Source organism: Thermaurantiacus tibetensis (genome assembly GCF_015354055.1).
GTDB lineage: Bacteria > Pseudomonadota > Alphaproteobacteria > Sphingomonadales > Sphingomonadaceae > Thermaurantiacus > Thermaurantiacus tibetensis.
On sequence record NZ_JACHTM010000004.1, the window covers coordinates 1 to 22,468 of the forward strand.

Sequence of the window (22,468 nt, forward strand, 5' to 3'; positions counted from 1 at the left end):
CCGGGAACCACCCGCTCGGTCTGCCGCGGGTTGGTGGCCGTGCCCGAGATGCGGTGGATCTGGTTCTCGAACTTGGCCTCCGTGATCTGCGCGTTGCGGCCGCGGTCGGGCCGGAAGGCGTCAAGCAGGAAGGCATCGGCCACCGACAGCCGGCTCGGCCCGAAGTCCTTGCTGGCATCGCCTCCGCCAAGCCCGAACAGCAGGAGGATGGGCCGGACGCCGGGCTTGTCCGCCTCGTTCAGGCCGAGCAGCCTGTCGCCCGGAAGGGCGCCGGTCGTCCATTCGAGGAGCGCTCGCATCCGCCCCTTGAGCGAGGAGCCCGGCACATAGGGCAGTTCCGTCACCGGGTCGCGGATGACCGGCCGGTCGATCCCGCCGATCCGCATTTCGAGATCGCCGGCGCCGATGTGGAGGCCGGTCACGACCTCGAGCTCGGCCTCGATCCGGTGGATGGCCTGAAGGGCGCCATGGGGATTGTCGTCGGGCATCTTCAACCTCACTTGTCGGGTGGCATGAAGCCGATGACGGCCTCGAACATGGTGCAGGCGTTGGCCAGCGTCTCGCGGTCCCTCACTTCCTCCAGAAGGCGGCGCAGGAAGGCCGTGAACTCGGCGCTGACAAGGTTGCCGCCATCGCTCTTCCGTTCCGCAGCATAGGCCGCGCGCGCATTCAGCATGCGGATGAAGGGCAGGGCCCTCCGGAACTCCTCGTCCTCGCCCCCGGCTGGCGCGTGCGCAACGGGAAGGCGGGCCCGGAAGCGCAGCAGCTCGTCATAGAAGCGTCGCACCTGGCTGCGCTTGTTGGGTCCCTGGCCGGCCGCCGGCCGCAGGGTCTTTGCCACCTGCTGCGCCACGGTATCGAACAGGCCGGGCTCGGGCGACGCGAGGCTGATCTTCTCAATGACAGTCTTGAACTCCTCGCTCTGGACCTGCGGCCGATCGTCGGCGCGCCGCGGGCCCTGTCCCGGACCGCCCGGCCCTCGCGGCCCGCCCCCCAATCCTCGTCCGGGCTGCTGCGGCATCAGTCCCTCCGTGCGTAGATCTGGTCGAACAGCGCGATCCGGAAGGCATCGCCCGACCGGCCGATGCCTTCCTCGCCAAAGTCCCGGATCATGGCCAGGATCGCTGCATCCTGCCGGCGCCGCGCCTCGTCATCCCGCGCGCGGCCATCCGCGCGCTCGACATGGCGCCGGGTCTGGTAGAAGAGGTGGCTGCGCCACAGCGCATCCTCGGGGCGGATCCGCTCGCCCTCCCCTCTTGGCGCGTCGAGCCGCCGCTTCATCTCGGCAAGCCGCAGCAGCCCGTAGAGATAGCCGGAGCTGAGTGCCGCGCCATCGCCGTCTCGGCCCTCGTCCTCGCGCGCGCTGCGACGGACTTCGTCCCCGAGGTGCCGGCTGAGCCGCCCCATCATGTCGGTCACCCGCTCCCACTCGGCCCAGCCAATCACGCTGTCGAACAGCGCGATCGCATCCTTGAGCGGTTTCCCATCCGGCGCCTTGCGGCCCTTGGCCTGTTCCAGGGCGTCGTCGGCGGCGCTGGCCAGCTGCCGCACCGGGAAGCCGGGCTTCGCCATGGCATAGCCGGCCGAGAAGTGGATGGCCGGGTTCTCCGCCACATAGCGACGGAAATCCTCCCGAAGCGCCTCCGCGAACCGCCGCGTCGTGCGCCACGGGCCGATGAAGAAGAAGTCGTCGCCACCCGCGAACACCGTGTAGATGTTGCGCAACGTTGCATCGGCGGCCAGCCGGTGCGGCACCCAGAGCGTGAAGAAGGCATTCACCCGGCGCGACAGCTCGGCGAAGCGGGCGAAACTGGGCTTGCCGGGCATCCGGGCGAACAGCGCGCCCAGATCGTCGATGTCGCCTTTCAGTACGCCCAAGGCCTCAACTCCGACGACCCGATCATCCGCAAGGACATCACGATCCGCGCGCGCCAGATGCTCGAAGGTCAGCATCTGCCCGCGCGCCACGGGCTCGAGCCCGTCGAAGCGCGGGTCGGCGGCCGGATCGTGGCCGGCAACCGGCACATGCGCCGCGATTGCCCGCCGCGCATAACCGCTCCACGGCACGGCATCCGCCTCCGGACCGGGCAGCGACAGGTCGAAGGCGCGGCGCAGCCGCCCGTCGGCGGCGAAAGCGCCGAAATTGCCGGTGGCGTCAGCACTCCCGGTCAGCAGCACCCGATAGCCGAAATAGTCGAGGTCGAGCATGCCCGTCGCGTCCGGCGCGCCGTCGGCCCGGAAGACGAGGAGGCGCGTGTCCGAAGGGTCGGCGAGCGCCGCGCCCAGCGCGATCGCATCGGCCGAAAGCGGATGCGCCCCCTCGCGATCCACTTCGAGCCCGGGTGCCGCCGGCAGCCGTCCGTCGAACCGGCAGGCCCCGAATGCGAAGTCGGCGGCCCGGATCGGCTCCGGTGCCCCGGTCCCGGCCAGTGCGAATATCCGCCGCTTCGCGACCTCCAGCTCTTCCCACAGCCGCTGCTGCACGGCAGCAAACCGGCCGTCCGCCACGAAATCCTCGGGGCTCGCCGCGGTCGCGGCAAGCGCGATCCCGAACAGGCCGAAGGTCTCCGCAACGAACCAGTCGTCCAGCCGTTCTCGCACCCGCGCGACCGCGGCCCGGGCGTTCTCGCAATTGGGCGCCACGATCAGGAACTTGCCCGCCGCGTTCAGGATCTGGCTCGTTGGCGGCAGCGCCAGTTCGTCGAGGAGGGCCAGCGCCGCGAGCTCGGTCAGCAGCGAGACCATCGCCGAGCGTCCGCGCAAGAGCCGAGCCGCCTTCTTCTGCGTCTCGGCCGCCCCGCCGAAGACGAACTGCTGGATCCCCGTGAAATCGCCCTGCACCAGCAGGAACTTGGGTTAGCTCCAGTCGCTGCGGTCCCGCTGCGCCGCCACGACCATGGCCTCGTCGTCCCCCCGGTCGTGATGGAAGCGCCACAGCGCCGTCGCCAGCGCCGCCACGGCCTTCGAATGGTCATAGAGCGAGACGTCGGGCCGCGTGCCGAAGGCGGTCGCCGACGGGATGGCGTGCGCCACCGTCAGCCACAGCGTGTCGAAATGGTCGAGCCACAGCGGCCATTGCGTCCGGTGGCTCTTAGGGATCAGCCCAACGCCCGATTTCTCCGCCTCCCGCCCGGCGAGCTGGTCCCACAGCGCCCGATAGGCGGCCACCGCCTCCGCCTCGCTCGGCGCGCGGCGCGGCTCCGGCATCAGCGCCACCGGCGAAAGCGGCTTCAAAGGATAGCGGAACTGAAAGTCCCGCTCGGACGCGATGCGAGGAGCCTCGGCCTCGGGCCCTCCATACTCCTCGAACCGCACGAGCAGCCGCGCGGTCCGGAAATCCTCCCGGTCCTTCGCCGCGTTATAGTCCTCCCAGGTCTCCCGCTCGAAACCCGAAGCAATCCGGTCGGCCGCCGCCACCACCCACTGCAGGAAGGTCTTCGGCTTGTGATGGGCGGCCGCGGCATTCACCAGACTATCGGTCACATCCGGCGCCGCCATCGCCGCGAACGGGAAGGGGTCGGCCCCGAGCAGCTCCGGCAGGTGCCGCTCGAGCATGTCGAGCGCCAGCGCCGTGTCCGCGGCATGCAGGTGGGAGAAGTAGCCCGGATCGCGGTCGTTGGCCCTGCGATGCGGGCAGTAGAGCTGCTGGTTCGCCTCCCGCTTCGGGTCGTTGTCAAACAACCGCGCCCGCTGCGCCAGCTTGCCCAGATCGTGCAGGAAAGCAGCGAAAGCGACCCGACAGCTCGCTTCCATCAGCCGCTTGTCCGTCATCGTCCCTCCCCTATCGAGTCGCATGCAACAGCAGCGCGACAAGCAACGCAAGCCACCCGCCCCAGAACAGGGCGGTGAGCCAGCGGCACCAGGGGGGCGTGCGTTGCGACATGCCGCGCCCCTGCCACACCCGCGCACCCCCGTGCCGGCCTGCAAGCTTGCAGCCCCGGCCCTGCCCCGCGGCCTGCAAGCCTGCAATCCGCCCGCGGGCCCGCGGCGCCTGCCATCATGCCCCCATGCACCGCATCCCCCACCTCGTCGCCTGGGACATCGCCTGCCCCCGCCGCCTCGCCCGCGTCGGCCGGGCCGCCAAGGGCTGGAAGACCGCCGGCCAGCTTTCGGTCGCCGAATGCCTCGTCACCCCGGCCGAGCGCCAGGCGCTCGCCACCGAGCTTGCCGGCCTCGTCGCCCCGGCCGAGGACCGTCTCCACCTCTTCCGCCTCGATCCGCGCCAGCCGCCCCTCCTCTTCGGCGTCGCCCGGAGCCAGGGCACGCGCCCCTTCCTCGTCACCTGACGGAGCCGCCCCATGACCAGCCTCTACGTCGACCGCCGCGGTGTCGCCCTCAGCCTCGATGGCGACGCCATTGCCTTCCACGAGGGCGATGCCCGCATCGGCACCGTGCCGCTCGGGCCCGTCGAGCGGATCTACCTGCGCGGCGACGTGCTCCTCTCCGCCGGCCTCCTCGGCCGCATCGGCGCGCAGGGCGTCGGCGTCGTCATCCTCTCCGGCCGCCGCGCCCAGCCCACCCTGCTTCTTCCCCGCCCGCACAACGACGCGCGCGTCCGCGTCGCCCAGCTCGACTCGGCGCGCGCGCCAGCCCGCGCGCTTGCGCTCGCCCGGCTCTTCGTTGCGGCCAAGATCGCCGCCCAGCACGATCTCCTCGTCGAGATCCGCGCCAGCCGCCCCGAGCTCGGCCACGCGCTCGCCGAACCCGTCCAGGCGCTCTTCCGCATGCGCGGCCACGCGGCCCGCAAGGCCGATCTCGACCAGCTGCGCGGCCTCGAGGGCGCTGCCGCGCGCCAGCATTTCGCCGGCCTCGCCCACGCCTTCGCGCCCTCGCTCGGCTTTGCGGGCCGCAACCGCCGCCCCCCGCGCGATCCGGTGAATGCCACCCTCTCGCTCGCCTACACCCTCCTCCACGCCGAGGCCGTGCTCGCCGCCCACGGCCACGGCTTCGACCCGCATGTCGGCTTCCTCCACGGCATCGACTTCGGCCGCGAGAGCCTCGCCTGCGATCTCGTCGAGCCGCTCCGGCCGGCGATGGAGCGCCTCGCCTGGCGCCTCTTCGCCGAACAGACGCTTCGCGACCGCGACTTCACAACCGAGAAGGATGGCGCCTGCTTCCTCCAGAAGGCGGGGCGCGCCCGCTTCTACGAGGCGGTCGAACCCGCGCTCGAGGACTGCCGCCGCCGGCTCGACCGCACGCTCGCGGCACTCCGCCGCCAGCTTCTCGGCGACGAGGGCGTGGAGGCGGTCGAGGCCGCGCTTGCCGCCGGCGCTGCGCCCGACGCCGGCGCCGACCCGGACTCCGACGGCGATGGCTGAGGCAGGCCGCCGGCCCTTCCTCGTCGCCTACGACATCCGCTCGGCGAAGCGCTGGCGGCGGCTGTTCCGGGGGCTCAAGCGAGTCGCCATCCCCATCCAGTATTCGCTCTTCTACGGCGAGTTCACTGCCGCCGGTCTCGCCAAGGTGGTGGCGCTCGTCGAGGAGGTGATCGACCCCAGGGCCGACGATGTTCGCATCTACCCGCTGCCGAAGGGCGGCTGGCAGGCGCGGATCGGCCGGCCGGTACTGCCCGAAGGCATTGGCTTCACCGGGCCTCCGGCGGCGTTCCGGGGCGGGGTGCGCGGAGGTGAGCAGGGCAGGGCCGCGCCCACCCCTTCGCCGGCAGCGGCGCCAGCCGCGCGGCCGCGGGAGGCCCGGGCGATCGAGGCGCGCGCGCAGACCGGCCAGCGCCGCGGCATCCGCCTCTTCTGAAGGCAGCGGCTTGCCTTGGGCCGGGGATTCGCTAGTCTTGCCGTGCCGTGCGGCGGGAAGGGCATGGCGTCCGGCACCGCGGCGGCTGCGGCAGGAAAGATGGTTAACGCCGATATACCTCCTCGGGTGGCCGCGATTCTGCCTAAGGCTCTTTGGAACCTGTTGAGAACCTTGGGCGAATCCGGCGCTGGAGTCGGAACGACACCCCGATCTTCAGGGGATTGAGACAAACATCTGCCTGGCAATGTCCTCAGGCAGCTTATAGTCGGAACGACACCCCGATCTTCAGGGGATTGAGACTCCAGGCAGGCCGCGCCCTTGACGACCGCGATGGTCGGAACGACACCCCGATCTTCAGGGGATTGAGACAGAGTGCTCACGGCGGGGCGTCACCCCCGCCGCGTCGGAACGACACCCCGATCTTCAGGGGATTGAGACCGCCGGGGCGAGCGCATTGTAGACGTCATCGATTGTCGGAACGACACCCCGATCTTCAGGGGATTGAGACCGGCACCACCGCGCCGGGCGTGACGAACCTTGTGTCGGAACGACACCCCGATCTTCAGGGGATTGAGACTTCTCAGCTTCGGCGAAGAAATGCGCGAGGGATGCGTCGGAACGACACCCCGATCTTCAGGGGATTGAGACCGGCACCACCGCGCCGGGCGTGACGAACCTTGTGTCGGAACGACACCCCGATCTTCAGGGGATTGAGACTTCTCAGCTTCGGCGAAGAAATGCGCGAGGGATGCGTCGGAACGACACCCCGATCTTCAGGGGATTGAGACCGGCACCACCGCGCCGGGCGTGACGAACCTTGTGTCGGAACGACACCCCGATCTTCAGGGGATTGAGACTGTCGAAGCCGGTGCGGGCTTCGACGATGGTGCGGTCGGAACGACACCCCGATCTTCAGGGGATTGAGACATGTACCCTGCCACCCAACGGGCGCAGGGGGTCTTGCGTCGGAACGACACCCCGATCTTCAGGGGATCGAGCCTCCCGAACCTGCCCCCCGCGCCCGGCGGTGGCAGCCGAGCGCAGTCCCGCACGCGTCGGCCCGCCTCGCAGCCACCACCGCAGGGGTTGCGCTTTCCCGCCCGCAACGCGAAAGGCGCGCACATGCAAGGCGGTCATGCGGAAAGGGCGGCGGAGCGGCCGCGGCGCTCGGTGCTCTACCTGCCGGCCGCCAATGCCAGGGCGCTGGAGAAGGCGAAGGGGCTTCCTGCCGACTGCCTGATCCTCGATCTCGAGGACGCAGTCGCCCCTGACATGAAGGAAGCGGCGCGCGACGCGGCGGTGGCAGCGGCGGCGGCCGGGTTCGGCCAGCGCGAGGTGGCGATAAGGGTCAACGGAGTCTCGACCCGCTGGTTCGAAGCCGACGCGGCGGCCGTGGCGCAAAGCGCGGCCGACGTGATGGTGGTGCCCAAGGTGGACGGCCCCGGCGACGCCGCGCGCGCCGTGGCAGCAGCCGGCGGCAAGCCGGTCTGGGTGCTGGTCGAGACGCCGAAAGCGGTGCTGGCGGCGGACGCGATCGCGGCGGTTCCCGGCATCACCGGGCTCGTCGCCGGCTTCGCCGACCTTGCCAAGGACCTCCACGCCCGGCCGGGCAAGGGCCGCGAACCGCTGCACCTTGCCATGGGGATGATCGTGCTCGCCGCCCGCGCGCACGGCATCCTCGCCTTCGACGGCGTCTTCATCGACCTCGACGACCCGGCGGGACTGGAAGCGGAGACGCAGGCTGCGCGCGCCTTCGGCTTCGACGGCAAGACCTGCATCCACCCCTCTCAGCTCGAGGTGGTGAACCGGCTGTTCAGTCCGAGCCCGGAGGAGATCGCGGATGCGCGCGCACTGATTGCCGCGCACGAGGCGGCGCTGGCCGAGGGGCGGGCGGTTGCGACCCACCGGGGCAAGATGGTCGAGGTGCTGCACGTCGCCGAAGCGCGGCGGCTGCTTGCGATCGCTGCGGCGATCGGGGCGGAGGGCTAGGCGCGCCCTTCCGGAAGCCACGAAGGGCGCAGCAGGGTGGCAGGCCGGCCGCCGACGGTCAGCGGGGCATCGAGGAACTCGGTGCGCAGGAGCGCGAAGCGAAGGTCGCCCGCCCCTTCCCCGCGCAGCGTGCCCGCCTCGCGGTCGCCCGCCATCACCCGGCCGTCGCCGGCCGGGCCCGAGAGGCGGAGCGGCAGCAGGCGCTTCCGCACCCTGTCGCGGTGGTGCATCCGCGCCGTGTTCTCCTGGCCGACGTAGCAGCCCTTGGTGAAGGAGACGGCGTTGAGCTCGCGCGCGTTGGTCTCGAGCCAGAGAAGCTCGTCCTGGCCGATCTCGGCCTGCTCGGGCACGCCCTGGGCGATGCGGTGAGCGTGCCAGTCGGCAAGGCTCGCATCGGGCGCGCAGGCGCCGGCGGGGGCGATCCAGCGGCGGCCGAGCGCGGCAAGCCGCGGGTCGGCGGGCATGTCGGGAAGGGTGTCGCCCCAGGCGGCGAAGACGGCAAGCTCGGTCGGCGCCACCTCGACCGCGCGGCGCAGGCGGAACATGAGGAGGCGCTTCTGAAGCGCGTCGGCGACGCTCGTGTCGCAGTCGAGGAGCACATCGTCCCCGTCGGCGTGGAGGAGGAAGGCAAACAGCGCCTTGCCCTGCGGCGAGAGAAGCCCGGCGGCGAGCGGGCGGCCTTCGGCGAGCTCGCCGATGTCGGAGGGGATCATGGCCTGCAGGAAGGCGCGGGCATCGGGGCCGGAAATCCGCAACAGCTTGCGGTCGCTGAGGTGGGCAAGCGGCATCGCCGCGGCTAGATAGGTTTCACGCCCATGACGACAAGGTTCGATCTTCTCTTCCGCCGTGCCGAGGTCTGGACTCCGGGCGGCCTCGCGCCCCTTGACCTTGCCGTCTCTGACGGTCGCGTCGCGGCGCTCCTGCCGCGCGGGGCAGGGCACGCGGCGGACGAGCTGGACTGCGCCGGGCTCACCATCCTCCCCGGCGTGATCGACACCCAGGTCCACTTCCGCGAGCCGGGGCTTGAGCACAAGGAGGATCTCGAGTCCGGCTCGCGCGCAGCGGTGATGGGCGGCGTCACCGCCCTCTTCGAGATGCCGAACACCAACCCGCTGACCGACAGCGCCGAGGCCCTTGCCGACAAGCTTTCGCGCGCTGCCGGGCGGATGTGGTGCGACCACGCCTTCTACATCGGCGCGACCGCCGCCAATGCCGACCAGCTTGGAGAGCTGGAGCGGCTGCCGGGCTGCTGCGGAGTCAAGGTGTTCATGGGGGCGTCCACCGGCAACCTGCTGGTGCCCGACGATGCGACGCTTGCCCGGGTGCTCGCCTCGGGCCGGAGGCGGGTTGCCATCCACGCCGAGGACGAGCCGCGGATGCAGGCGCGCCGGCACCTGCGCGTTCCCGGCGACCCCTCGAGCCACCCGGTCTGGCGCGACGACGAGAGCGCGCTCCTCGCCACCCAGCGGGCGGTGCGACTGGCTCGCGCCCATGCCCGGCCGGTCCACATCCTCCACGTGACGACTCCCGCCGAGCTCGAATGGCTGGCCGGCCACCGCGACATCGCAAGCTCGGAAGTGACGCCGCAGCACCTGACGCTCGCCGGCGAAGAGGCCTATCCCCGGCTCGGCACGCTGGCGCAGATGAACCCCCCCATCCGCTCGGCCGCCCACCGGGAGGGCCTGTGGCACTGGCTGGCCGAGGGCGTGCCCGACGTGGTCGGCTCCGACCATGCGCCGCACACGCTGGACGAGAAGGCGCGGACCTACCCCGACACGCCCTCGGGCATGCCGGGCGTGCAGACGCTCCTGCCGCTGCTCCTGCACCACATGGCCGAGGGCAGGCTGACGCTCGCCCGGCTGGTCGACCTCACCTCGGCCGGCGCCCAGCGGCTGTTCAACCTGGCGGCCAAGGGCCGGATCGCGGCGGGCTATGATGCCGACCTTTCGGTCGTGGACCTGAAGGGGGAGATGACGGTCACCAAGGACTGGCTCCAGTCCCGCTGCGGCTGGTCCCCGTTCGAGGGGATGCGGCTCAAGGGCCGGGTGGTGGGCACCGTGGTGCGGGGCCGCCGCGTCATGTGGGAGGGCGAGCTCCTCGGGCCGCCCGCCGGCCGGCCTATCCGTTTCGTCGACACGCTTGAGAAGGACGCATGACCCTCACCCTGAGCTTCCCCGAGAGCGCGCCTGAGGCGCCGGCGCTGGTCCTGTTTGCAGCCGAAGGCGGCGCGCTCACGCCCGCAGCCGCCGAGGCCGACCGGGCGACCGGCGGCCAGCTTGGCCGGGCGATGAAGGCGGCTGCCTTCACCGGCCGCAAGGGGGCGATGGTGGAGCTGCTCGCCCCCGCCGGGCTTGCGGCCGAGCGGGTGCTGCTCCTGGGGCTGGGCGAGGCGGGCAAGGCCGATGCCCGGGTCTTCGAGGAGCTTGGCGGCAAGATCGCCGAACATCTCCAGCTGAAGGCGAGCGGAGCCGTGGCCGATCTCTCCAGGCTTTCGGGGCTTGGCCTGCCGCTCGCGGAGGCCGCCGCCCATCTCGCGCTCGGCGCGGCGCTCAGGGACTGGCGCCACGACCGCTGGCGCACCACCTTGAAGGAGCATGAGAAGCCGAAGCTCGCGCGCCTTGCGGTTGCCGGTGCACCGGGTGCCGAGGCCGCCTTCGCGCCCCTTGCGAAGGTGATGGAGGGCGTGTTCCTCACCCGGCGGCTGGTCACCGAGCCCGCCAACGTCATCTACCCCGAGACCTTCGTCGAGCAGGTGATCGCCGCCGCGAGCCCGCTCGGGCTTGCCGTCACCATCCTCGACGAGGCGGAGATGACGCGGCTCGGCTTCGGCGCGCTGCTTGGCGTGGCGCAGGGGTCTGCGCGGCCGCCGCGCCTTCTTGCCCTCGAATGGAACGGCACGGGCGACGCCAACGCGGTGCCGCTGCTGCTGGTGGGCAAGGGCGTCACCTTCGACACCGGCGGCATCTCGATCAAGCCGGCGGCCGGCATGGAGGACATGAAGTGGGACATGGGCGGCGCGGCAGCCGTGGCCGGCGCCATGGTCGCGCTCGCTGGCCGCAGGGCGAAGGCCCGCGTGGTCGGCGTGTGCGCGCTCGTCGAGAACATGCCCGACGGCAAGGCGCAGCGGCCCGGCGACGTGGTGACGACCCATTCCGGCCAGACCGTCGAGGTGATCAACACCGACGCCGAGGGGCGCCTCGTGCTCTCGGATGCGATGTGGTGGGCGCAAGCGCGCTGGAAGCCCGACGTGATGCTCGACATGGCGACGCTGACCGGCGCCATCATCATCAGCTTGGGCCACGAATATGCCGGCATGTTCGCGAACGACGACGGGCTCGCCGCGCAGCTTGAGGCCGCTGGCGAGGCTTCCGGGGACCGGCTGTGGCGGATGCCGCTCGGCGAGGCGGGCGGCGCCTACGACAAGCTCATCGAGAGCCAGATCGCCGACATGAAGAACGTGGGGCCGCGCGAGGGCGGCTCGATCACGGCGGCCCAGTTCCTCCAGCGGTTCGTGGCCGAAGGGGTGAAGTGGGCGCACCTCGACATCGCTGGCACCGTCTGGAAGGCAAAGGCGGGGGCGACGCACGACAAGGGCGCGACCGGCTTCGGCGTGCGGCTCGTCGACCGGTTCGTCGCAGCGACGCGCGAGGCCTGAGCACTTGGGCGATTCCGGCCGGATCGAGGTCGGCTTCTACCACTGCACCCGCCGGCCGGCGGCGGAGGTGGCCGTCCAGCTCGCCGCGCGGGCCTGGGAGGCGCGGCAGCGGCTCCTCGTCGTGAGCGGGGCGGAGATGCTGGAGCGGCTCGACCGGCTGCTCTGGACGCAGGACCCGGCGAGCTTCCTGCCGCACGGGCGGGCGGGGGGGGGAGACGAGGCGGAGCAGCCCATCCTGCTTGCGGAAGCCGTCACGCCGGCCAATGGCGCGGAGCTCCTGATGCTGGTCGCAGCACCGCTGCCGCCGCTGCCGCAGCCCTTCGCCCGCGTGTTCCACCTGTTCGACGACGGGAGCGAGGCGCACCTCAGGGCGCGGGAGGAATGGAAGGCGCTCGCCGGCAGCCCGCACGCCACGCGCATCTTCTGGAAGCAGACGGCTTCGGGCAGGTGGGAGAAGCAGGGCTGAGGGGCGCCCCCGGCCCCGCGATATGCTATGGGCAAGCCATGAGCCATGTCCTCGACGCGCCGCCGCCAGAGGCCGCGCCCGACTGGACCGTGCCGCAGCGCTGGGAGCGCTTCACGGCCGGGGAGCACGCGCGCTGGCGCGCGCTGTTCGACCGGCAGATGCGGCTGCTTCCCGGCCGCGCCGCGCCCGAGTTCCTCGACGGGGTGGCGAAGCTCGACCTTGCCGACGGCGTGCCCGACTTCCGCCGCCTCTCCGAGCGGCTCATGAAGCTGACCGGCTGGCAGGTGGTCGCCGTGCCCGGCCTCGTTCCCGAGGCGGTCTTCTTCGCGCATCTTGCCGAGCGGCGGTTCGTTGCCGGCAACTTCCTGCGCGACGCGGGCCACATGGACTATCTCGAGGAGCCGGACGTCTTCCACGACGTCTTCGGTCATGTGCCGATGCTCGCCCACCCGGTCTTTGCCGACTACATGCAGGCCTATGGGCAGGGCGGCCTCCGGTCGATCGGGTTCGGAAGCCTCGACAAGCTGGCGCGGCTTTACTGGTACACGGTCGAGTTCGGCCTGGTCGAGACCGCGGAGGGCCTCAGGATCTACGGCGCCGGGATCGTGTCTTCGGCTGGCGAGAGCCGGTTCGCGCTCGAGAGCCCGAGTCCCAACCGGCTGGGCTTTTCGCTCGAGCGGGTGATGCGCACCCGCTACCGGATCGACGCCTTCCAGCAGACCTACTTCGTCATCCCCTCGTTCGAGGCGCTGCTCCGCCAGACGCTCGAGACCGATTTCGCACCCCTCTACGCCCGGCTTGCCGCGCTCCCCGACCTCGGGATCACCGACATCCTGCCGGAAGACCGGGTCTTCACCCGCGGCACCCAGGCCGAGGCCGCCCCACTGCGGGATGCCGCCGCCTAGAGGATGAACTTCGAGAGGTCGCTGTCGCGCGCGATTCCGGCAAGCTGCTTCTCGACATAGGCGGCATCGACCGTCAGCGCCTTCGTCTCGCCGGAGTCGAAGGAGATTTCCTCGAGGAGCTTCTCCATGACGGTGGCAAGCCGCCTTGCGCCGATGTTCTCCACCCGCTCGTTCACCTCCGCGGCGATGCGGGCGATCGCCTCGATTCCGTCGGGCGCGAAGGAAAGCTCCACGCCTTCGGTCGCCATGAGTGCCACATACTGGCGCACCAGCGACGCCTCCGTGTCGGAGAGGATGCGGACGAAGTCCTCCTTGGTGAGGCCCTTGAGCTCGACGCGGATGGGGAGGCGCCCCTGGAGCTCTGGCAGGAGATCGGCCGGCTTCGCCACGTGGAAGGCACCCGACGCAATGAAGAGGATGTGGTCGGTCTTGACCGGGCCGTACTTCGTCGCGACCGTCGTGCCCTCGATCAAGGGCAGCAGGTCGCGCTGGACGCCCTCGCGGCTGACCGAGCCGCCGCGGATGTCGGAGACGGCGATCTTGTCCACCTCGTCGAGGAAGACGATCCCGTTCGCCTCGGCTGCCTTCACCGCCTCGCGCGTCAGCTCTTCGCGGTCGAGCCGCCGGTCGCTCTCCTCGTTGACAAGATGCTCCCACGCGGCCTCGACCGGCATCCGGCGCCGCTTCGTCCGCCGGCCGCCCATCGCCCGGCCCAGGATCTCGCCGAGGTTGATCACCTGACCCGCGCCCATGCCGGGAAGCTCGAAGGGGAGCGGAGGCCCCGTGTCCTCCACCTCGATCTCGACTTCGCGGCCCTTCATCTGGCCATCGAGGATGCGCTGACGGAAGGCGAGCCGGGTGGCCTCGCTTGCGTCCTTGCCGACGAGGGCGTCGATGAGGCGTTCGAGCGCGGCGGCCTCGGCTGCCTCGCGCACGCTCGCCCGGCGGGTGTCGCGCACGAGGCGGATCGCGTCCTCGACAAGATCGCGGATGATCGAGTCGACGTCACGGCCGACATAGCCCACCTCGGTGAACTTGGTTGCCTCCACCTTCACGAACGGCGCGTCGGCGAGCTTCGAAAGCCGGCGGGCGATCTCGGTCTTGCCGCAGCCGGTCGGGCCGATCATGAGGATGTTCTTCGGGACCACCTCCTCGCGCAGCTCGGGCGGGAGCTGCTGGCGGCGCCAGCGGTTCCTGAGCGCGATGGCGACTGCCTTCTTGGCCTCGGTCTGGCCGACGATGTGGCGGTCGAGCTGGGCGACGATGGCCTTTGGCGTCAGCGCGGCATCGGGCGCGAAGGCGGCAGGCCTCGGCATCTCGTTCATCCGATCGACTCCAGGGTGAGCTGGTCGTTGGTGTAGACGCAGATGTCGGCGGCGATCGCCATGGCCCGCCGCGCGATCGTCTCGGCGTCGAGGTCGGTTTCCGCCAGCGCCCGGGCAGCGGCCAGCGCATAGTTGCCGCCCGAGCCGATGGCCGCGATGCCGTCATTGGGCTCGAGCACGTCTCCGGTGCCGGTGAGGAGGAGGGTCACGTCGCGGTCGGCCACGATCATCATGGCCTCGAGGCGGCGGAGGTAGCGATCCTGCCGCCAGTCCTTGGCAAGTTCCACGGCCGCACGGGTGAGCTGGCCGGGGAAACGCTCGAGCTTCGCTTCCAGCCGCTCGAAGAGGGTGAAGGCATCGGCCGTCGAGCCGGCGAAGCCGCCGATGACGGCACCATCGGCACCGATCCGGCGGACCTTCCGGGCATTGGGCTTGATGACGGTCTGGCCGAGGCTGACCTGGCCGTCACCGGCGACCACCACGCGGCCGCCCTTGCGCACGGAAAGGATGGTCGTGCCGTGCCACGAGGGGGGAGAGCTGCTCAGGGAATGGTCCTTCGTCTTGATGTGCGCCATGTAGGAAGCCGGCCGGCCGGGCGGTAGGGGTGGACGCCTGGCGGGCGCCCGGCCGCGCAGGGCCTCAGGGGCCGGGGCCCGGCCCGCAGGCCGCGCGAAGTGCCTGCCAGCCCGCCTCGTCGAGCGCCGGCTGAAGCGCGCCCCTGGCCGCCCGCGCCGCGGCCTCGAACCGCGCGAGCCGCTCGGGAGTCGGCGGGTGGGTCGAGGCATAGGTGCCGAGTGTGGCGAAGAGGTCCCGGCCTCGCCCGCTCGCGCCCTCCTTGGTCGCCCTCGGCTGGTGGCGTTCGAAGAAGGCGACGAGGCCCTTCGGCGAGACGCCGGCCCGCGCGAGCGCTGCCAGCGCGAACGCGTCCGCCTCGCGTTCCATGTCGCGGCTCATGGCATGGCTCAGGAGCGTGTCGGAGAGTCGGCCGATGTCGCTGCCGCCGAGCAGCACCGACATGCCGAGATTGCGCAGCAGCATGCGGGTTGCGTGCCGGTGCTGGATGTGGCCGAGCTCATGGGCGAGCACGCCGGCCACCTCGTCGGGGCCGGAGGCTTCGGCGATGAGGCCACGCGTGAGCAGCACCTGCCCGCCAGGGGCCGCAAGTGCATTGGCCACGGGCAGGTCGGCGATGCGGAGGGTGATCGGCTCCACCATGCCGCCCTCCGGCGCGAGCCGCGCGGCAAGGCCGGCGAGCGCGGCGTCGGCCTCCGGGCTCGTGCAGAAGCGTCCGCCCGAGATCTGCGCGACGACCGCCTCGCCAAGCGGCCGCGTGATGGCCGCAGGCACGCGCGGTGCGGCCGCCTCGAGGAGCGGCCCGCCGCGGAACCAAAGGAGCGCCGCGCCGCCGAGCAGCAGCGCCGTGACGGCAAGGTAGAGCGCGGCCGTCCGCGCGGGCCGTGCGCGGGCCCTGCGCAGCAGCGCCCGCTCGCGCTCCGGGAGCCTCGGGCGCGCGACCAGCCGCCAGTCGGGCCGGGACCTGCGGCCGATGACCGTGCGGTCGGGGAGGTCGCTCACCATCAGGAGTTCGCCGAAGGCGAGCCGCTCCTCCTGCCCGTCGGGCAGCAGGAGGAGGAGGCCGTTCCCGGTTGGCAGCAGGCCCACCTCGCGGCGGTCGGAGGTGACGCCGTCCGTGAGGACGGCCGGCCAGGCGTCCGCCCGTGCCGGCTCAGATCCTGTCAGGGTCGAAGCCCTCGGCATGGCCCTTGCCGTGCGCCGGCGTGAAGCGCAGGGACGGGCGCACCCCATGCGGGTCGGAATGGCGCTCGGTGCGGATGCCCGCCGTCCGGAAGGCCCGGTGCCGTCCCGGCAGCATTCGGGCGAAGGGCCCCGGGGTCATGATCTTCGGCAGGCCCACGTTCCGCCCCTTCCCTCGGTGCTTACGGCACGAGCACGAGCTTGCCGGTGTTGCCGCCGGTGTAGAGGAGGGTCAGCACCTCCGGGAAGCGGTCGAGGCCGTGGCGCACGTCCTCGACAGCGACGATGCTCCCGTCGGCCAGGCCGGCCATGATGTCGGCCCGCGCCTCGGCGTAGCGGGCGGCATAGTCCCACACGACGAAGCCTTCCATGCGCGCCCGCTGGACGAGAAGGTTCAGGTAGTTGCGCGGCCCGCGGATGCTGGCGAAGTCGTTGTAGCCGGAGATGGCGCCGCAGATGACGACGCGGGCGCGGCGGGCAAGCAGCGACATCGCGGCCTCGAGGATCTCGCCCCCCACGTTGTCGAAATAGACGTGGATGCCCTCCGGCACGGCAGCCGCGAGCGCCGGGCGCACCGGGCCCGCCTTGTAGTCGATGCAGACATCCGCGCCGAAGCGTTCGGTGACAAGACGGCACTTCTCCGGCCCGCCGGCGATCCCGACGACCCGGCAGCCGTGGCGCTTCGCAAGCTGGACGACGAGGCCGCCGACCGCGCCGGCGGCTGCCGAGACGACGACGGTCTCGCCCGGCTGCGCGGCGCCGACGTCGAACAGGCCGAACCAGGCCGTCATCCCCGGCATGCCGAGCACGCCGAGCCACCGCTCGAACGGAGCGACCGCAAGGTCGATGGGTTCGAGGTCCCGGCCGCGCACGCAGGCGAGCCGCTGCACGCCCATGCCGCCCATCACCGTGTCGCCCGGCTTCCAGCGCGGATCGCGCGATGCGAGGACCACGCCGGCTGCGTTGGCGCGCATCACGTCGCCAAGGGCGACCGGCGGAATGTAGCTCTTCCCCTCATCCAGCCAGCCGCGCATGGCCGGGTCGAGGCTGATTGCCTTCACCTCGACGAGCACCTCGCCCTCGGCCGGTTCGCGGGCCGGCTCGTCGGCGATGGTCCAGGTCTCGGGCCCCGGCAGCCCCGTGGGGCGCCGCGCAAGTCTCACCGTGCGGTTGGTCATCTCCGCTCCTCCCGTGCCTTTCGTACCAGAAGCTTGTCCGCCTCGGTAAAGGCGAAGCGCCACATGAGGAAGAAGAAGATGGCCGGCAGCCCGAAGCCGGTCGCGAACATGTGCGCGGCCTCAGGGAGCAGCAGGAGGGTGGCCCAGCCGTAGAGGAACGCCGGGACGGCGCAGGCCAGGATGGAGAGGCGCCACATCGGCACGGCAGTGCCGAGCGTGCGCACGAGAAGGATCTGCTTGGCAACGGCCATGACCAGCATGGCGGCAAGGAGGCCGGCGGCCGCTCCGGCGCCGCCCCAGGCCGGCACGAGGGCGACCGCGACGGCGGCCTCGAGGGCAAGGGCCGCCATGCTGATGGCGAGGTTCAGATGGCGCCGCGTGTAGATGAGCGCCGACTCGGCGATCGAGGCCTGGCTTGCGGCAAGCTCCGCCAGCAGCAGCAGGACGAGGACGATGCCGCCGACCGCGAACTCCGGGCCGAACAGGCCCATAGTGCCTCGGGCGGCGATGCCGATCATCATCACCACGCAGAGCTGGATGGTGATGACCCAGAAGCCCACCTGGGAGAGGTGGCCGGCGGCCTCGGCGTGGCGGTTGGCGGCGAGCGCGCGCGAGAGGAGCGGCGCAAGGATGGGGTCGAAGCTGGTCCGAAGGCGCCCGGCGAGCGAAGCAATCTGCTGGGCGACGTAGTAGATGCCGACCACCTCGGCCGAGGCGAGGCGGCCGAGGATGAAGAGGTCGAGCCGGCGCGACGTCCAGTCGATGACGTCGGCACCGGCGACCGGCAGATTCTCGCGCGCCATCGCCGTCATGCGCGCGAGGCTCGGGCGCCAGCCCCGGGGCCGGCCGAACTGGCGCACCGCCGGACCCCAGGCCACGAGCGATGCCGCAACGAGCGCGAGAACATAGGCGAGCAGAAGGCCCGCCGGGCGCAGCGGCGTGAACCAGAGGCCGATGGCGGCGATCGAGAGCACCCAGGGCTCGATGAGCGAGCGCGAGAGCACCTGCACGTCGATCCGCTTGTGGAAGGCGAGGCCTGACAGCAGCAGATCGAGGACCGCGATCAGGATGACGAGGAGGGCAAGGAAGCGTTCCGCCTCGAAGCGGAGCCCGCTTGGGAAGAGGAGGCCGGGCAGGAGGGCCAGCGCCGTCGCTATGACGGCCCCGGCACTCACGATGAGCAGCATCGCGTCGGCGAGCACATGGGCGTCGGGCTGGCGGCCGCGGGCAAGCGCCAGCGCGATGCCGCGCTTCAGGCCGACAAGCGCGAGGGCCGCCGCGAACTCGACCGTGATGGTGGCATAGGCGAAGCGGCCGAGCTCCTCGGCGCCGTAGAGCCGGCCGCCCACCACGAGGAACGGGATGCGCGCGATGAGGCGCATGACGTAGCCGAAGACATTCTGCCGGCCGCCGCTCGCCAGTTCCGCGCTGGACATGGACGCCGCTATGGGCAGGCGCGCCGCACTTGGGAAGCGGCCGGGCGCGCGCCCCGCTTTCCTTCCCCCGGCCGTTGCGGCAGGGCGGCCACATGCGGGTCCGCACCTCTCATCTGCTCGCCTGGTGCGGGCCCTGCCTGCCGCTTGCCGCCATCGGGCTGCCGCTCGTCGTCTACCTGCCCCCGCACTATTCGGGAACGCTCGGTCTCTCGATCGGCACCGTCGGCTTCCTGTTCGCGGCCGTGCGGCTCCTCGACATCCCGCTCGACCCGCTCCTCGGCGCGCTCATGGATCGCACCCGCGGCCGCTTCGGCCAGTTCCGGCCCTGGCTGGTGGCAGGCGCGGCAGTGCTGGCGCTCGGCGTCTGGCTCCTCTTCATGGCCCCTCCCGGCGTCAGCGCCTCGGCTGCCTTCGCCTTCCTCTTCCTGCTCTATCTCGGCTACTCCATGGCGGGCCTCGCCCAGACGAGCTGGGGCTCGCGACTGTCGGCCGACTATGCCGAGCGGGCGCGCATCTTCGGCTGGTGGACCGCGATGAACGTGCTCGGCACCATCCTCGTCCTCGTCATCCCGCCGCTGGTGCTCAACTTCGCTGCTGGCGGGCCCGGTGCGGGCGTCCACGCCATGGGCTGGTTCATCATTGTCCTGCTGCTCCCCGCCGCGCTGGTGGCCGCGCTCGCGGTTCCCGAGGGCGCAGCGCCCGGGGCGGCCCACCAGCTCTCCCTTGCTGCCGCCCGCGCCGTCCTGGCGGACCGGCGGATGCTCCTCCTGCTTGCCGTCGACCTGCTCGCCTCCGCGGTGCCGGCGGTCACCGGCGCGCTCTTCCTCTTCTTCTTCACCGAGGTGAAGGGCTACAGCCCGGCCGACACTTCCGTCCTCCTCCTCTTCTACTTCGTCGCGGGGCTGGCCGCCGCGCCCCTCTGGATCCGGCTTGCCACCCGCATCGGCAAGCATCGGGCAGTGGCGCTCGCCCTCGGCTGGATTGGCGCGATCCAGCTCCTGATCCTCGTGCTGCCCGAGGGGAACGTCCCGCTTGCCGGCGCCGGCATGGCGCTTGCCGGCCTGCCGTTCGCCGCGCCCGTCTTCCTGCTGCGCGCGATGCTTGCCGACCTCCTGGATGCCCAGCGGCTCGACCGGCTCGAGGCTGCCGCCGAGGACCGGGACACGACCGGGCTCGCCTACGCCTTCGTGACCGCGACCGCCAAGCTCGGCTATGCCGTGCCGGTCGGCCTCCTCTACCCGCTGCTTGGCCTGTTCGGTTTCGACCCTGCCCCCGGCGCCCGGAACGAGGGCGCTGCCCTGTCGGGGCTCACGGTCCTCTTCCTCGTGCCGCCGCTCCTGTTCGGCCTCGCCGGTGCGCTCCTCGCCTGGCGCTGGCCGATCACGGCCGACGCCCATGCCGAAATCCGCCGCCGGCTCGAGGCCTCAGCCAAGCCCGCGTGAGACGACGTCGAGAAGGTCGCGCGAGAGCCCGGGAGCCTCTGCCAGCCGTTCGAGCGCGGCCTTCATCGCCGCGTCGAGAGGTGGGGCCATCCGCTTCCACCGGGTGAGCGCCTGGGCCACGCGGCTCGCGACCGAGGGGTTGAGGCGGTCGAGCGCCAGCGCCGCCTCGGCGACGAACGCATAGCCCTCCGCGCAGTTGAACCGCAGCTGGTTCGCAGTGAAGCCAAGGAGGAGCGCGCGGGCCCGGTTCGGGTTCGCAAGGTCGAACGCCGGATCTTTCGCAAGCTCGCGGACCACGGCAAGCGTGTCCGCCCGCGTCGAGCCGGCCTGAACTGCGAACCACTTGTCGAGCAGCGTCGGGTCGCTGCCGTGCCACGCGCGGAACAGGCGGAGCGCCTCGAGCCGCTCGACCGCATTCGACGAGGCCAGGGCGGTGAGCGCCGCCATCCGGTCGGTCATGCCGCGGCTGTCGGTGAACATGAGGAAGGCGGCTGCAGTCGCTTCGTGCGCGTCGGTTGCCATGAGGGCGGAGAGCGCCACGCCGCGCAGGCGCCGCTGGCCCTTGGCCGCCGGCGAGAGGTCGCGCGGGTCGGGGCTGCCTGCGTGGAACGCTTCCCAGAGCGCGGCCTCGCAGCCAGCGAGGATGGACCGGCGCAGCGCCTCGCGCGCTGCGTGGATGGCAGGCGGGTCCACCCGCTCCATCCGGTCGCCGACGAGCGCCTCGGACGGTAGCAGGATGGCCTCGGCGACGAACGCCGGGTCGCGGTCCCGCCCTGCGAGGGTGCTGGAAACCGCTGCCACCACGTCGTCGTGGCCGACCGGCTCGCCCCGTTCGATGCTGCGCAGCATGGCCAGCAGCATCAGGCGCTGGAGCGCATCGTAGCGGGCGAAGGGGTCGTCGTCGTGCGCAGCAAGGATCGCGAGCTCGGCGGGCTCCGGATCGGGGGACAGGAGCACGGGGGCGGAAAAGCCGCGGTTGATCGAAAGAAGGGTCGGGCCGGTGACCCCCTCGAACCGGACCTCCGTCTCGCGTTCGGCAAGTGTCACGAGGGTCGGGCCGGCCAGCCGGGTGCCGTCCGGCCCGAGCAGCGCCACCTCGAGGGGAATGGGGAGCGGCGGGGCGTCCGCACCTGCAACCGGGTTCGCCTGCGAAAGGCGCAGCACCGTGCCGGCCTCCGCCGGCTCGAGCCGCGCCTCGACCCGGGGCGTGCCCGCCTGCCGGTACCAGCGGCGGAACCGCTCTGCGTCCAGCCCCTCTGCTGCCATCGCGGCGAGGAAGTCGTCGATGGTGGCGGCCTTGCCGTCGTTCGCGGCGAAGTAGCGGTCGGCAGCGCGGCGGAAGGCGTCCGCGCCGAGCAGCCGGTGCATCATGCGGATGAGCTCGGCGCCCTTGTTGTAGACGGTTGCCGTGTAGAAGTTGGAGATCTCGAGATACTGCTCCGGCTGGACGGGGTGGGCAAGCGGCCCCGCGTCTTCGGGGAACTGGAAGGCGCGCAGGCTTCGCGCTTCCTCGATGCGGCGGACGGCCGGCGAGCCCAGCCAGTGGGTGAACTGCTGCTCGCGGAAGACGGTGAAGCCTTCCTTCAGCGACAGCTGGAACCAGTCGCGGCAGGTGACGCGGTTGCCTGACCAGTTGTGGAAATACTCGTGTGCAACCACCGCCGCGACGGCGTCGAGGTCGAAGTCGGTCGCGGTCTCCGGGTCGGCGAGGATATAGCGCGCGTTGAAGATGTTGAGGCCCTTGTTCTCCATCGCGCCGAAGTTGAAGTCATGGACGGCGACGATGTTGAACACGTCGAGGTCATACTCGCGGCCGTAGGCCTCCTCGTCCCAGCGCATCGCCGCCTTGAGCGCCTCCATGGCATGGGCGCATCGCGGCACGTCATCGGGCGCCACCCAGATCGCGAGCGCCACTTCCCGGCCGCTTCGCGTGACGAAGCGGTCCCTGAACGCCTCGAGCCGGCCTGCGACCAGCGCGAAGAGGTAGGAAGGCTTGGGGAAGGGGTCGTCCCACTCGGCGAAGTGGCGGCTGCCGGGGAGATCGCCGGAGGCGCCGGGGTTGCCGTTCGAGAGCAGCACCGGGAAGGCCGTGCGGTCGGCCTCGAGCCGGACGCGGAAGCGGGCGAGCACGTCGGGCCGGTCGGGGAACCAGGTGATGCGGCGGAAGCCCTCGGGCTCGCACTGGGTGCAGAGGTTGCCGCCCGAGGCGTAGAGGCCCATGAGCCGCGTGTTGCCCTCGGGCCGGATGGCGCTCGTGGTCTCGACGACCGCGCGATCGGCGGCGGGCGCCAGCCGGAGCCCGGCGGAGAGGTCATTCGGCACCGGCTGCGGCGCGCCGTCGACGTGGAGGGCGAGCAGTTCGAGCTCTTCCCCGTCGAGCACGAGCGGCCGGTCGTGGGTGCCGTTCCGGACAACCGCGAGCCGGGCGTGGACGAGGGTGCGCCGGGGGTCGAGCTCGAAGCGGAGGTCGACCGTCTCGACCAGCCAGTCGGGCGGCCGGTAGTCGGCGAGGCGGGTGGGCATCGGCACGGCCGAAGGGGTGCGGGGGCTCTCCATCCCGATGGCG

Annotated in this window: 21 protein-coding genes and 1 CRISPR repeat array; of the genes, 9 read left to right on the forward strand and 12 right to left on the reverse strand. The window is 71.5% G+C overall.

What is annotated here, in order from left to right; translation table 11 throughout:
- From csm3 to H3H34_RS13350, 4 genes are all read right to left on the reverse strand, one after another.
- Nucleotides 1-488: type III-A CRISPR-associated RAMP protein Csm3 (gene csm3, locus H3H34_RS10515; protein WP_194745254.1), on the reverse strand; the 488-nt coding region annotated here is incomplete at its 3' end.
- A gap of 8 nt (nucleotides 489-496) precedes the next feature.
- Nucleotides 497-1,021 carry a type III-A CRISPR-associated protein Csm2 gene (gene csm2 / locus H3H34_RS10520; RefSeq protein WP_207790906.1) on the reverse strand — a complete coding sequence of 175 codons (525 nt, stop codon included), beginning with the start codon at nucleotides 1,019-1,021 and terminating at the stop codon, nucleotides 497-499.
- A complete protein-coding gene (gene cas10, locus H3H34_RS10525) occupies nucleotides 1,021-2,847 on the reverse strand; it encodes a type III-A CRISPR-associated protein Cas10/Csm1 (RefSeq protein ID WP_408033957.1) in 1,827 nt (608 codons plus the stop codon). The genes csm2 and cas10 overlap by 1 nt, the downstream gene beginning before the upstream one ends.
- 9 nt (nucleotides 2,848-2,856) lie before the next feature.
- Nucleotides 2,857-3,771, reverse strand: coding sequence for an HD domain-containing protein (locus tag H3H34_RS13350; RefSeq protein WP_207790908.1), 915 nt, complete (start codon nucleotides 3,769-3,771; stop codon nucleotides 2,857-2,859).
- A 236-nt stretch (nucleotides 3,772-4,007) separates the two neighbouring features.
- Here H3H34_RS13350 and H3H34_RS10530 point away from each other — a divergent pair, with 236 nt between their 5' ends.
- The 4 genes from H3H34_RS10530 to H3H34_RS10545 all read left to right on the forward strand — a co-directional run bounded on the left by H3H34_RS10530 (nucleotide 4,008) and on the right by H3H34_RS10545 (nucleotide 7,740).
- Entirely contained in the window at nucleotides 4,008-4,286 is a 279-nt protein-coding gene (locus H3H34_RS10530) for a CRISPR-associated endonuclease Cas2 (RefSeq protein ID WP_194745256.1), read from the forward strand.
- 12 nt (nucleotides 4,287-4,298) lie between these two features.
- Entirely contained in the window at nucleotides 4,299-5,318 is a 1,020-nt protein-coding gene (gene cas1 / locus H3H34_RS10535; RefSeq protein WP_194745257.1) for a CRISPR-associated endonuclease Cas1, read from the forward strand.
- Nucleotides 5,311-5,751, forward strand: coding sequence for a CRISPR-associated endonuclease Cas2 (gene cas2 / locus H3H34_RS10540; RefSeq protein ID WP_194745258.1), 441 nt, complete (start codon nucleotides 5,311-5,313; stop codon nucleotides 5,749-5,751). Before cas1 ends, cas2 begins: the two co-directional genes overlap by 8 nt.
- Nucleotides 5,752-5,943: 192 nt before the next feature.
- A CRISPR array of direct repeats spans nucleotides 5,944-6,751; the repeat unit is 36 nt; unit sequence GTCGGAACGACACCCCGATCTTCAGGGGATTGAGAC.
- 170 nt (nucleotides 6,752-6,921) lie between these two features.
- Nucleotides 6,922-7,740: an HpcH/HpaI aldolase/citrate lyase family protein gene (locus tag H3H34_RS10545; RefSeq protein WP_328831866.1), complete on the forward strand. Its 819-nt coding sequence runs from the start codon at nucleotides 6,922-6,924 to the stop codon at nucleotides 7,738-7,740.
- Here the strand turns inward: H3H34_RS10545 and ygfZ are convergent.
- The gene (gene ygfZ / locus H3H34_RS10550; RefSeq protein ID WP_194745260.1) at nucleotides 7,737-8,528 is read right to left on the reverse strand and encodes a CAF17-like 4Fe-4S cluster assembly/insertion protein YgfZ; all 792 of its coding nucleotides are present in this window, start codon (nucleotides 8,526-8,528) and stop codon (nucleotides 7,737-7,739) included. The two genes, H3H34_RS10545 and ygfZ, sit on opposite strands and share 4 nt — an antisense overlap.
- Before the next feature lie 27 nt (nucleotides 8,529-8,555).
- Here ygfZ and H3H34_RS10555 point away from each other — a divergent pair, with 27 nt between their 5' ends.
- The 4 genes from H3H34_RS10555 to phhA are packed head-to-tail and all read left to right on the forward strand — an operon-like array spanning nucleotide 8,556 to nucleotide 12,766.
- A complete protein-coding gene (locus H3H34_RS10555) occupies nucleotides 8,556-9,896 on the forward strand; it encodes a dihydroorotase (protein WP_194745261.1) in 1,341 nt (446 codons plus the stop codon).
- On the forward strand, nucleotides 9,893-11,395 hold the full coding sequence (locus H3H34_RS10560; RefSeq protein WP_194745262.1) for a leucyl aminopeptidase: 1,503 nt from the start codon (nucleotides 9,893-9,895) through the stop codon (nucleotides 11,393-11,395). Before H3H34_RS10555 ends, H3H34_RS10560 begins: the two co-directional genes overlap by 4 nt.
- 4 nt (nucleotides 11,396-11,399) lie before the next feature.
- A complete protein-coding gene (locus H3H34_RS10565) occupies nucleotides 11,400-11,861 on the forward strand; it encodes a DNA polymerase III subunit chi (RefSeq protein WP_194745263.1) in 462 nt (153 codons plus the stop codon).
- Nucleotides 11,862-11,899: 38 nt separating this feature from the next.
- Nucleotides 11,900-12,766 (forward strand): phenylalanine 4-monooxygenase, encoded by an 867-nt coding sequence (gene phhA, locus H3H34_RS10570; RefSeq protein WP_194745264.1) that lies wholly within the window; start codon nucleotides 11,900-11,902, stop codon nucleotides 12,764-12,766.
- Here phhA and hslU read toward each other — a convergent pair.
- The 6 genes from hslU to H3H34_RS10600 all read right to left on the reverse strand — a co-directional run bounded on the left by hslU (nucleotide 12,763) and on the right by H3H34_RS10600 (nucleotide 18,460).
- Nucleotides 12,763-14,082, reverse strand: a complete 1,320-nt coding sequence (gene hslU, locus H3H34_RS10575) for an ATP-dependent protease ATPase subunit HslU (RefSeq protein WP_194745545.1) — start codon at nucleotides 14,080-14,082, stop codon at nucleotides 12,763-12,765. The two genes, phhA and hslU, sit on opposite strands and share 4 nt — an antisense overlap.
- Before the next feature lie 5 nt (nucleotides 14,083-14,087).
- A complete protein-coding gene (hslV, locus tag H3H34_RS10580; protein WP_194745265.1) occupies nucleotides 14,088-14,666 on the reverse strand; it encodes an ATP-dependent protease subunit HslV in 579 nt (192 codons plus the stop codon).
- 64 nt (nucleotides 14,667-14,730) lie between these two features.
- On the reverse strand, nucleotides 14,731-15,849 hold the full coding sequence (locus tag H3H34_RS10585) for a M48 family metallopeptidase (protein WP_194745266.1): 1,119 nt from the start codon (nucleotides 15,847-15,849) through the stop codon (nucleotides 14,731-14,733).
- The gene (locus H3H34_RS10590; protein ID WP_194745267.1) at nucleotides 15,818-16,006 is read right to left on the reverse strand and encodes a hypothetical protein; all 189 of its coding nucleotides are present in this window, start codon (nucleotides 16,004-16,006) and stop codon (nucleotides 15,818-15,820) included. Before H3H34_RS10590 ends, H3H34_RS10585 begins: the two co-directional genes overlap by 32 nt.
- 22 nt (nucleotides 16,007-16,028) lie before the next feature.
- Entirely contained in the window at nucleotides 16,029-17,024 is a 996-nt protein-coding gene (locus tag H3H34_RS10595; RefSeq protein ID WP_194745268.1) for an NADP-dependent oxidoreductase, read from the reverse strand.
- Complete coding sequence (locus tag H3H34_RS10600) at nucleotides 17,021-18,460, reverse strand: lipopolysaccharide biosynthesis protein (protein WP_194745269.1); 1,440 nt, start codon at nucleotides 18,458-18,460, stop codon at nucleotides 17,021-17,023. Before H3H34_RS10600 ends, H3H34_RS10595 begins: the two co-directional genes overlap by 4 nt.
- A 92-nt stretch (nucleotides 18,461-18,552) precedes the next feature.
- Between H3H34_RS10600 and H3H34_RS10605 the strand changes: the two genes are divergently transcribed.
- Nucleotides 18,553-19,902, forward strand: a complete 1,350-nt coding sequence (locus H3H34_RS10605; RefSeq protein ID WP_194745270.1) for an MFS transporter — start codon at nucleotides 18,553-18,555, stop codon at nucleotides 19,900-19,902.
- On the opposite strand, the gene pepN is transcribed toward H3H34_RS10605, so the two are convergent.
- Nucleotides 19,885-22,458 carry an aminopeptidase N gene (gene pepN / locus H3H34_RS10610; RefSeq protein ID WP_194745271.1) on the reverse strand — a complete coding sequence of 858 codons (2,574 nt, stop codon included), beginning with the start codon at nucleotides 22,456-22,458 and terminating at the stop codon, nucleotides 19,885-19,887. The genes H3H34_RS10605 and pepN overlap by 18 nt on opposite strands.
- Nucleotides 22,459-22,468: the final 10 nt, after the last annotated feature.

Bases quoted from the DNA above. Each gene is read 5' to 3' on its own strand.
- H3H34_RS10605 (WP_194745270.1), top strand. From the start codon at position 18,553: ATGCGGGTCCGCACCTCTCATCTGCTCGCCTGGTGCGGGCCCTGCCTG.
- phhA (WP_194745264.1), top strand. From the start codon at position 11,900: ATGAGCCATGTCCTCGACGCGCCGCCGCCAGAGGCCGCGCCCGACTGG.
- pepN (WP_194745271.1), bottom strand. From the start codon at position 22,458: ATGGAGAGCCCCCGCACCCCTTCGGCCGTGCCGATGCCCACCCGCCTC.
- H3H34_RS10595 (WP_194745268.1), bottom strand. From the start codon at position 17,024: ATGACCAACCGCACGGTGAGACTTGCGCGGCGCCCCACGGGGCTGCCG.
- H3H34_RS10600 (WP_194745269.1), bottom strand. From the start codon at position 18,460: ATGTCCAGCGCGGAACTGGCGAGCGGCGGCCGGCAGAATGTCTTCGGC.
- hslV (WP_194745265.1), bottom strand. From the start codon at position 14,666: ATGGCGCACATCAAGACGAAGGACCATTCCCTGAGCAGCTCTCCCCCC.
- H3H34_RS13350 (WP_207790908.1), bottom strand. From the start codon at position 3,771: ATGACGGACAAGCGGCTGATGGAAGCGAGCTGTCGGGTCGCTTTCGCT.
- H3H34_RS10530 (WP_194745256.1), top strand. From the start codon at position 4,008: ATGCACCGCATCCCCCACCTCGTCGCCTGGGACATCGCCTGCCCCCGC.
- H3H34_RS10585 (WP_194745266.1), bottom strand. From the start codon at position 15,849: ATGCCGAGGGCTTCGACCCTGACAGGATCTGAGCCGGCACGGGCGGAC.
- H3H34_RS10555 (WP_194745261.1), top strand. From the start codon at position 8,556: ATGACGACAAGGTTCGATCTTCTCTTCCGCCGTGCCGAGGTCTGGACT.
- cas1 (WP_194745257.1), top strand. From the start codon at position 4,299: ATGACCAGCCTCTACGTCGACCGCCGCGGTGTCGCCCTCAGCCTCGAT.
- ygfZ (WP_194745260.1), bottom strand. From the start codon at position 8,528: ATGCCGCTTGCCCACCTCAGCGACCGCAAGCTGTTGCGGATTTCCGGC.
- csm2 (WP_207790906.1), bottom strand. From the start codon at position 1,021: ATGCCGCAGCAGCCCGGACGAGGATTGGGGGGCGGGCCGCGAGGGCCG.
- H3H34_RS10560 (WP_194745262.1), top strand. From the start codon at position 9,893: ATGACCCTCACCCTGAGCTTCCCCGAGAGCGCGCCTGAGGCGCCGGCG.
- hslU (WP_194745545.1), bottom strand. From the start codon at position 14,082: ATGCCGAGGCCTGCCGCCTTCGCGCCCGATGCCGCGCTGACGCCAAAG.
- cas2 (WP_194745258.1), top strand. From the start codon at position 5,311: ATGGCTGAGGCAGGCCGCCGGCCCTTCCTCGTCGCCTACGACATCCGC.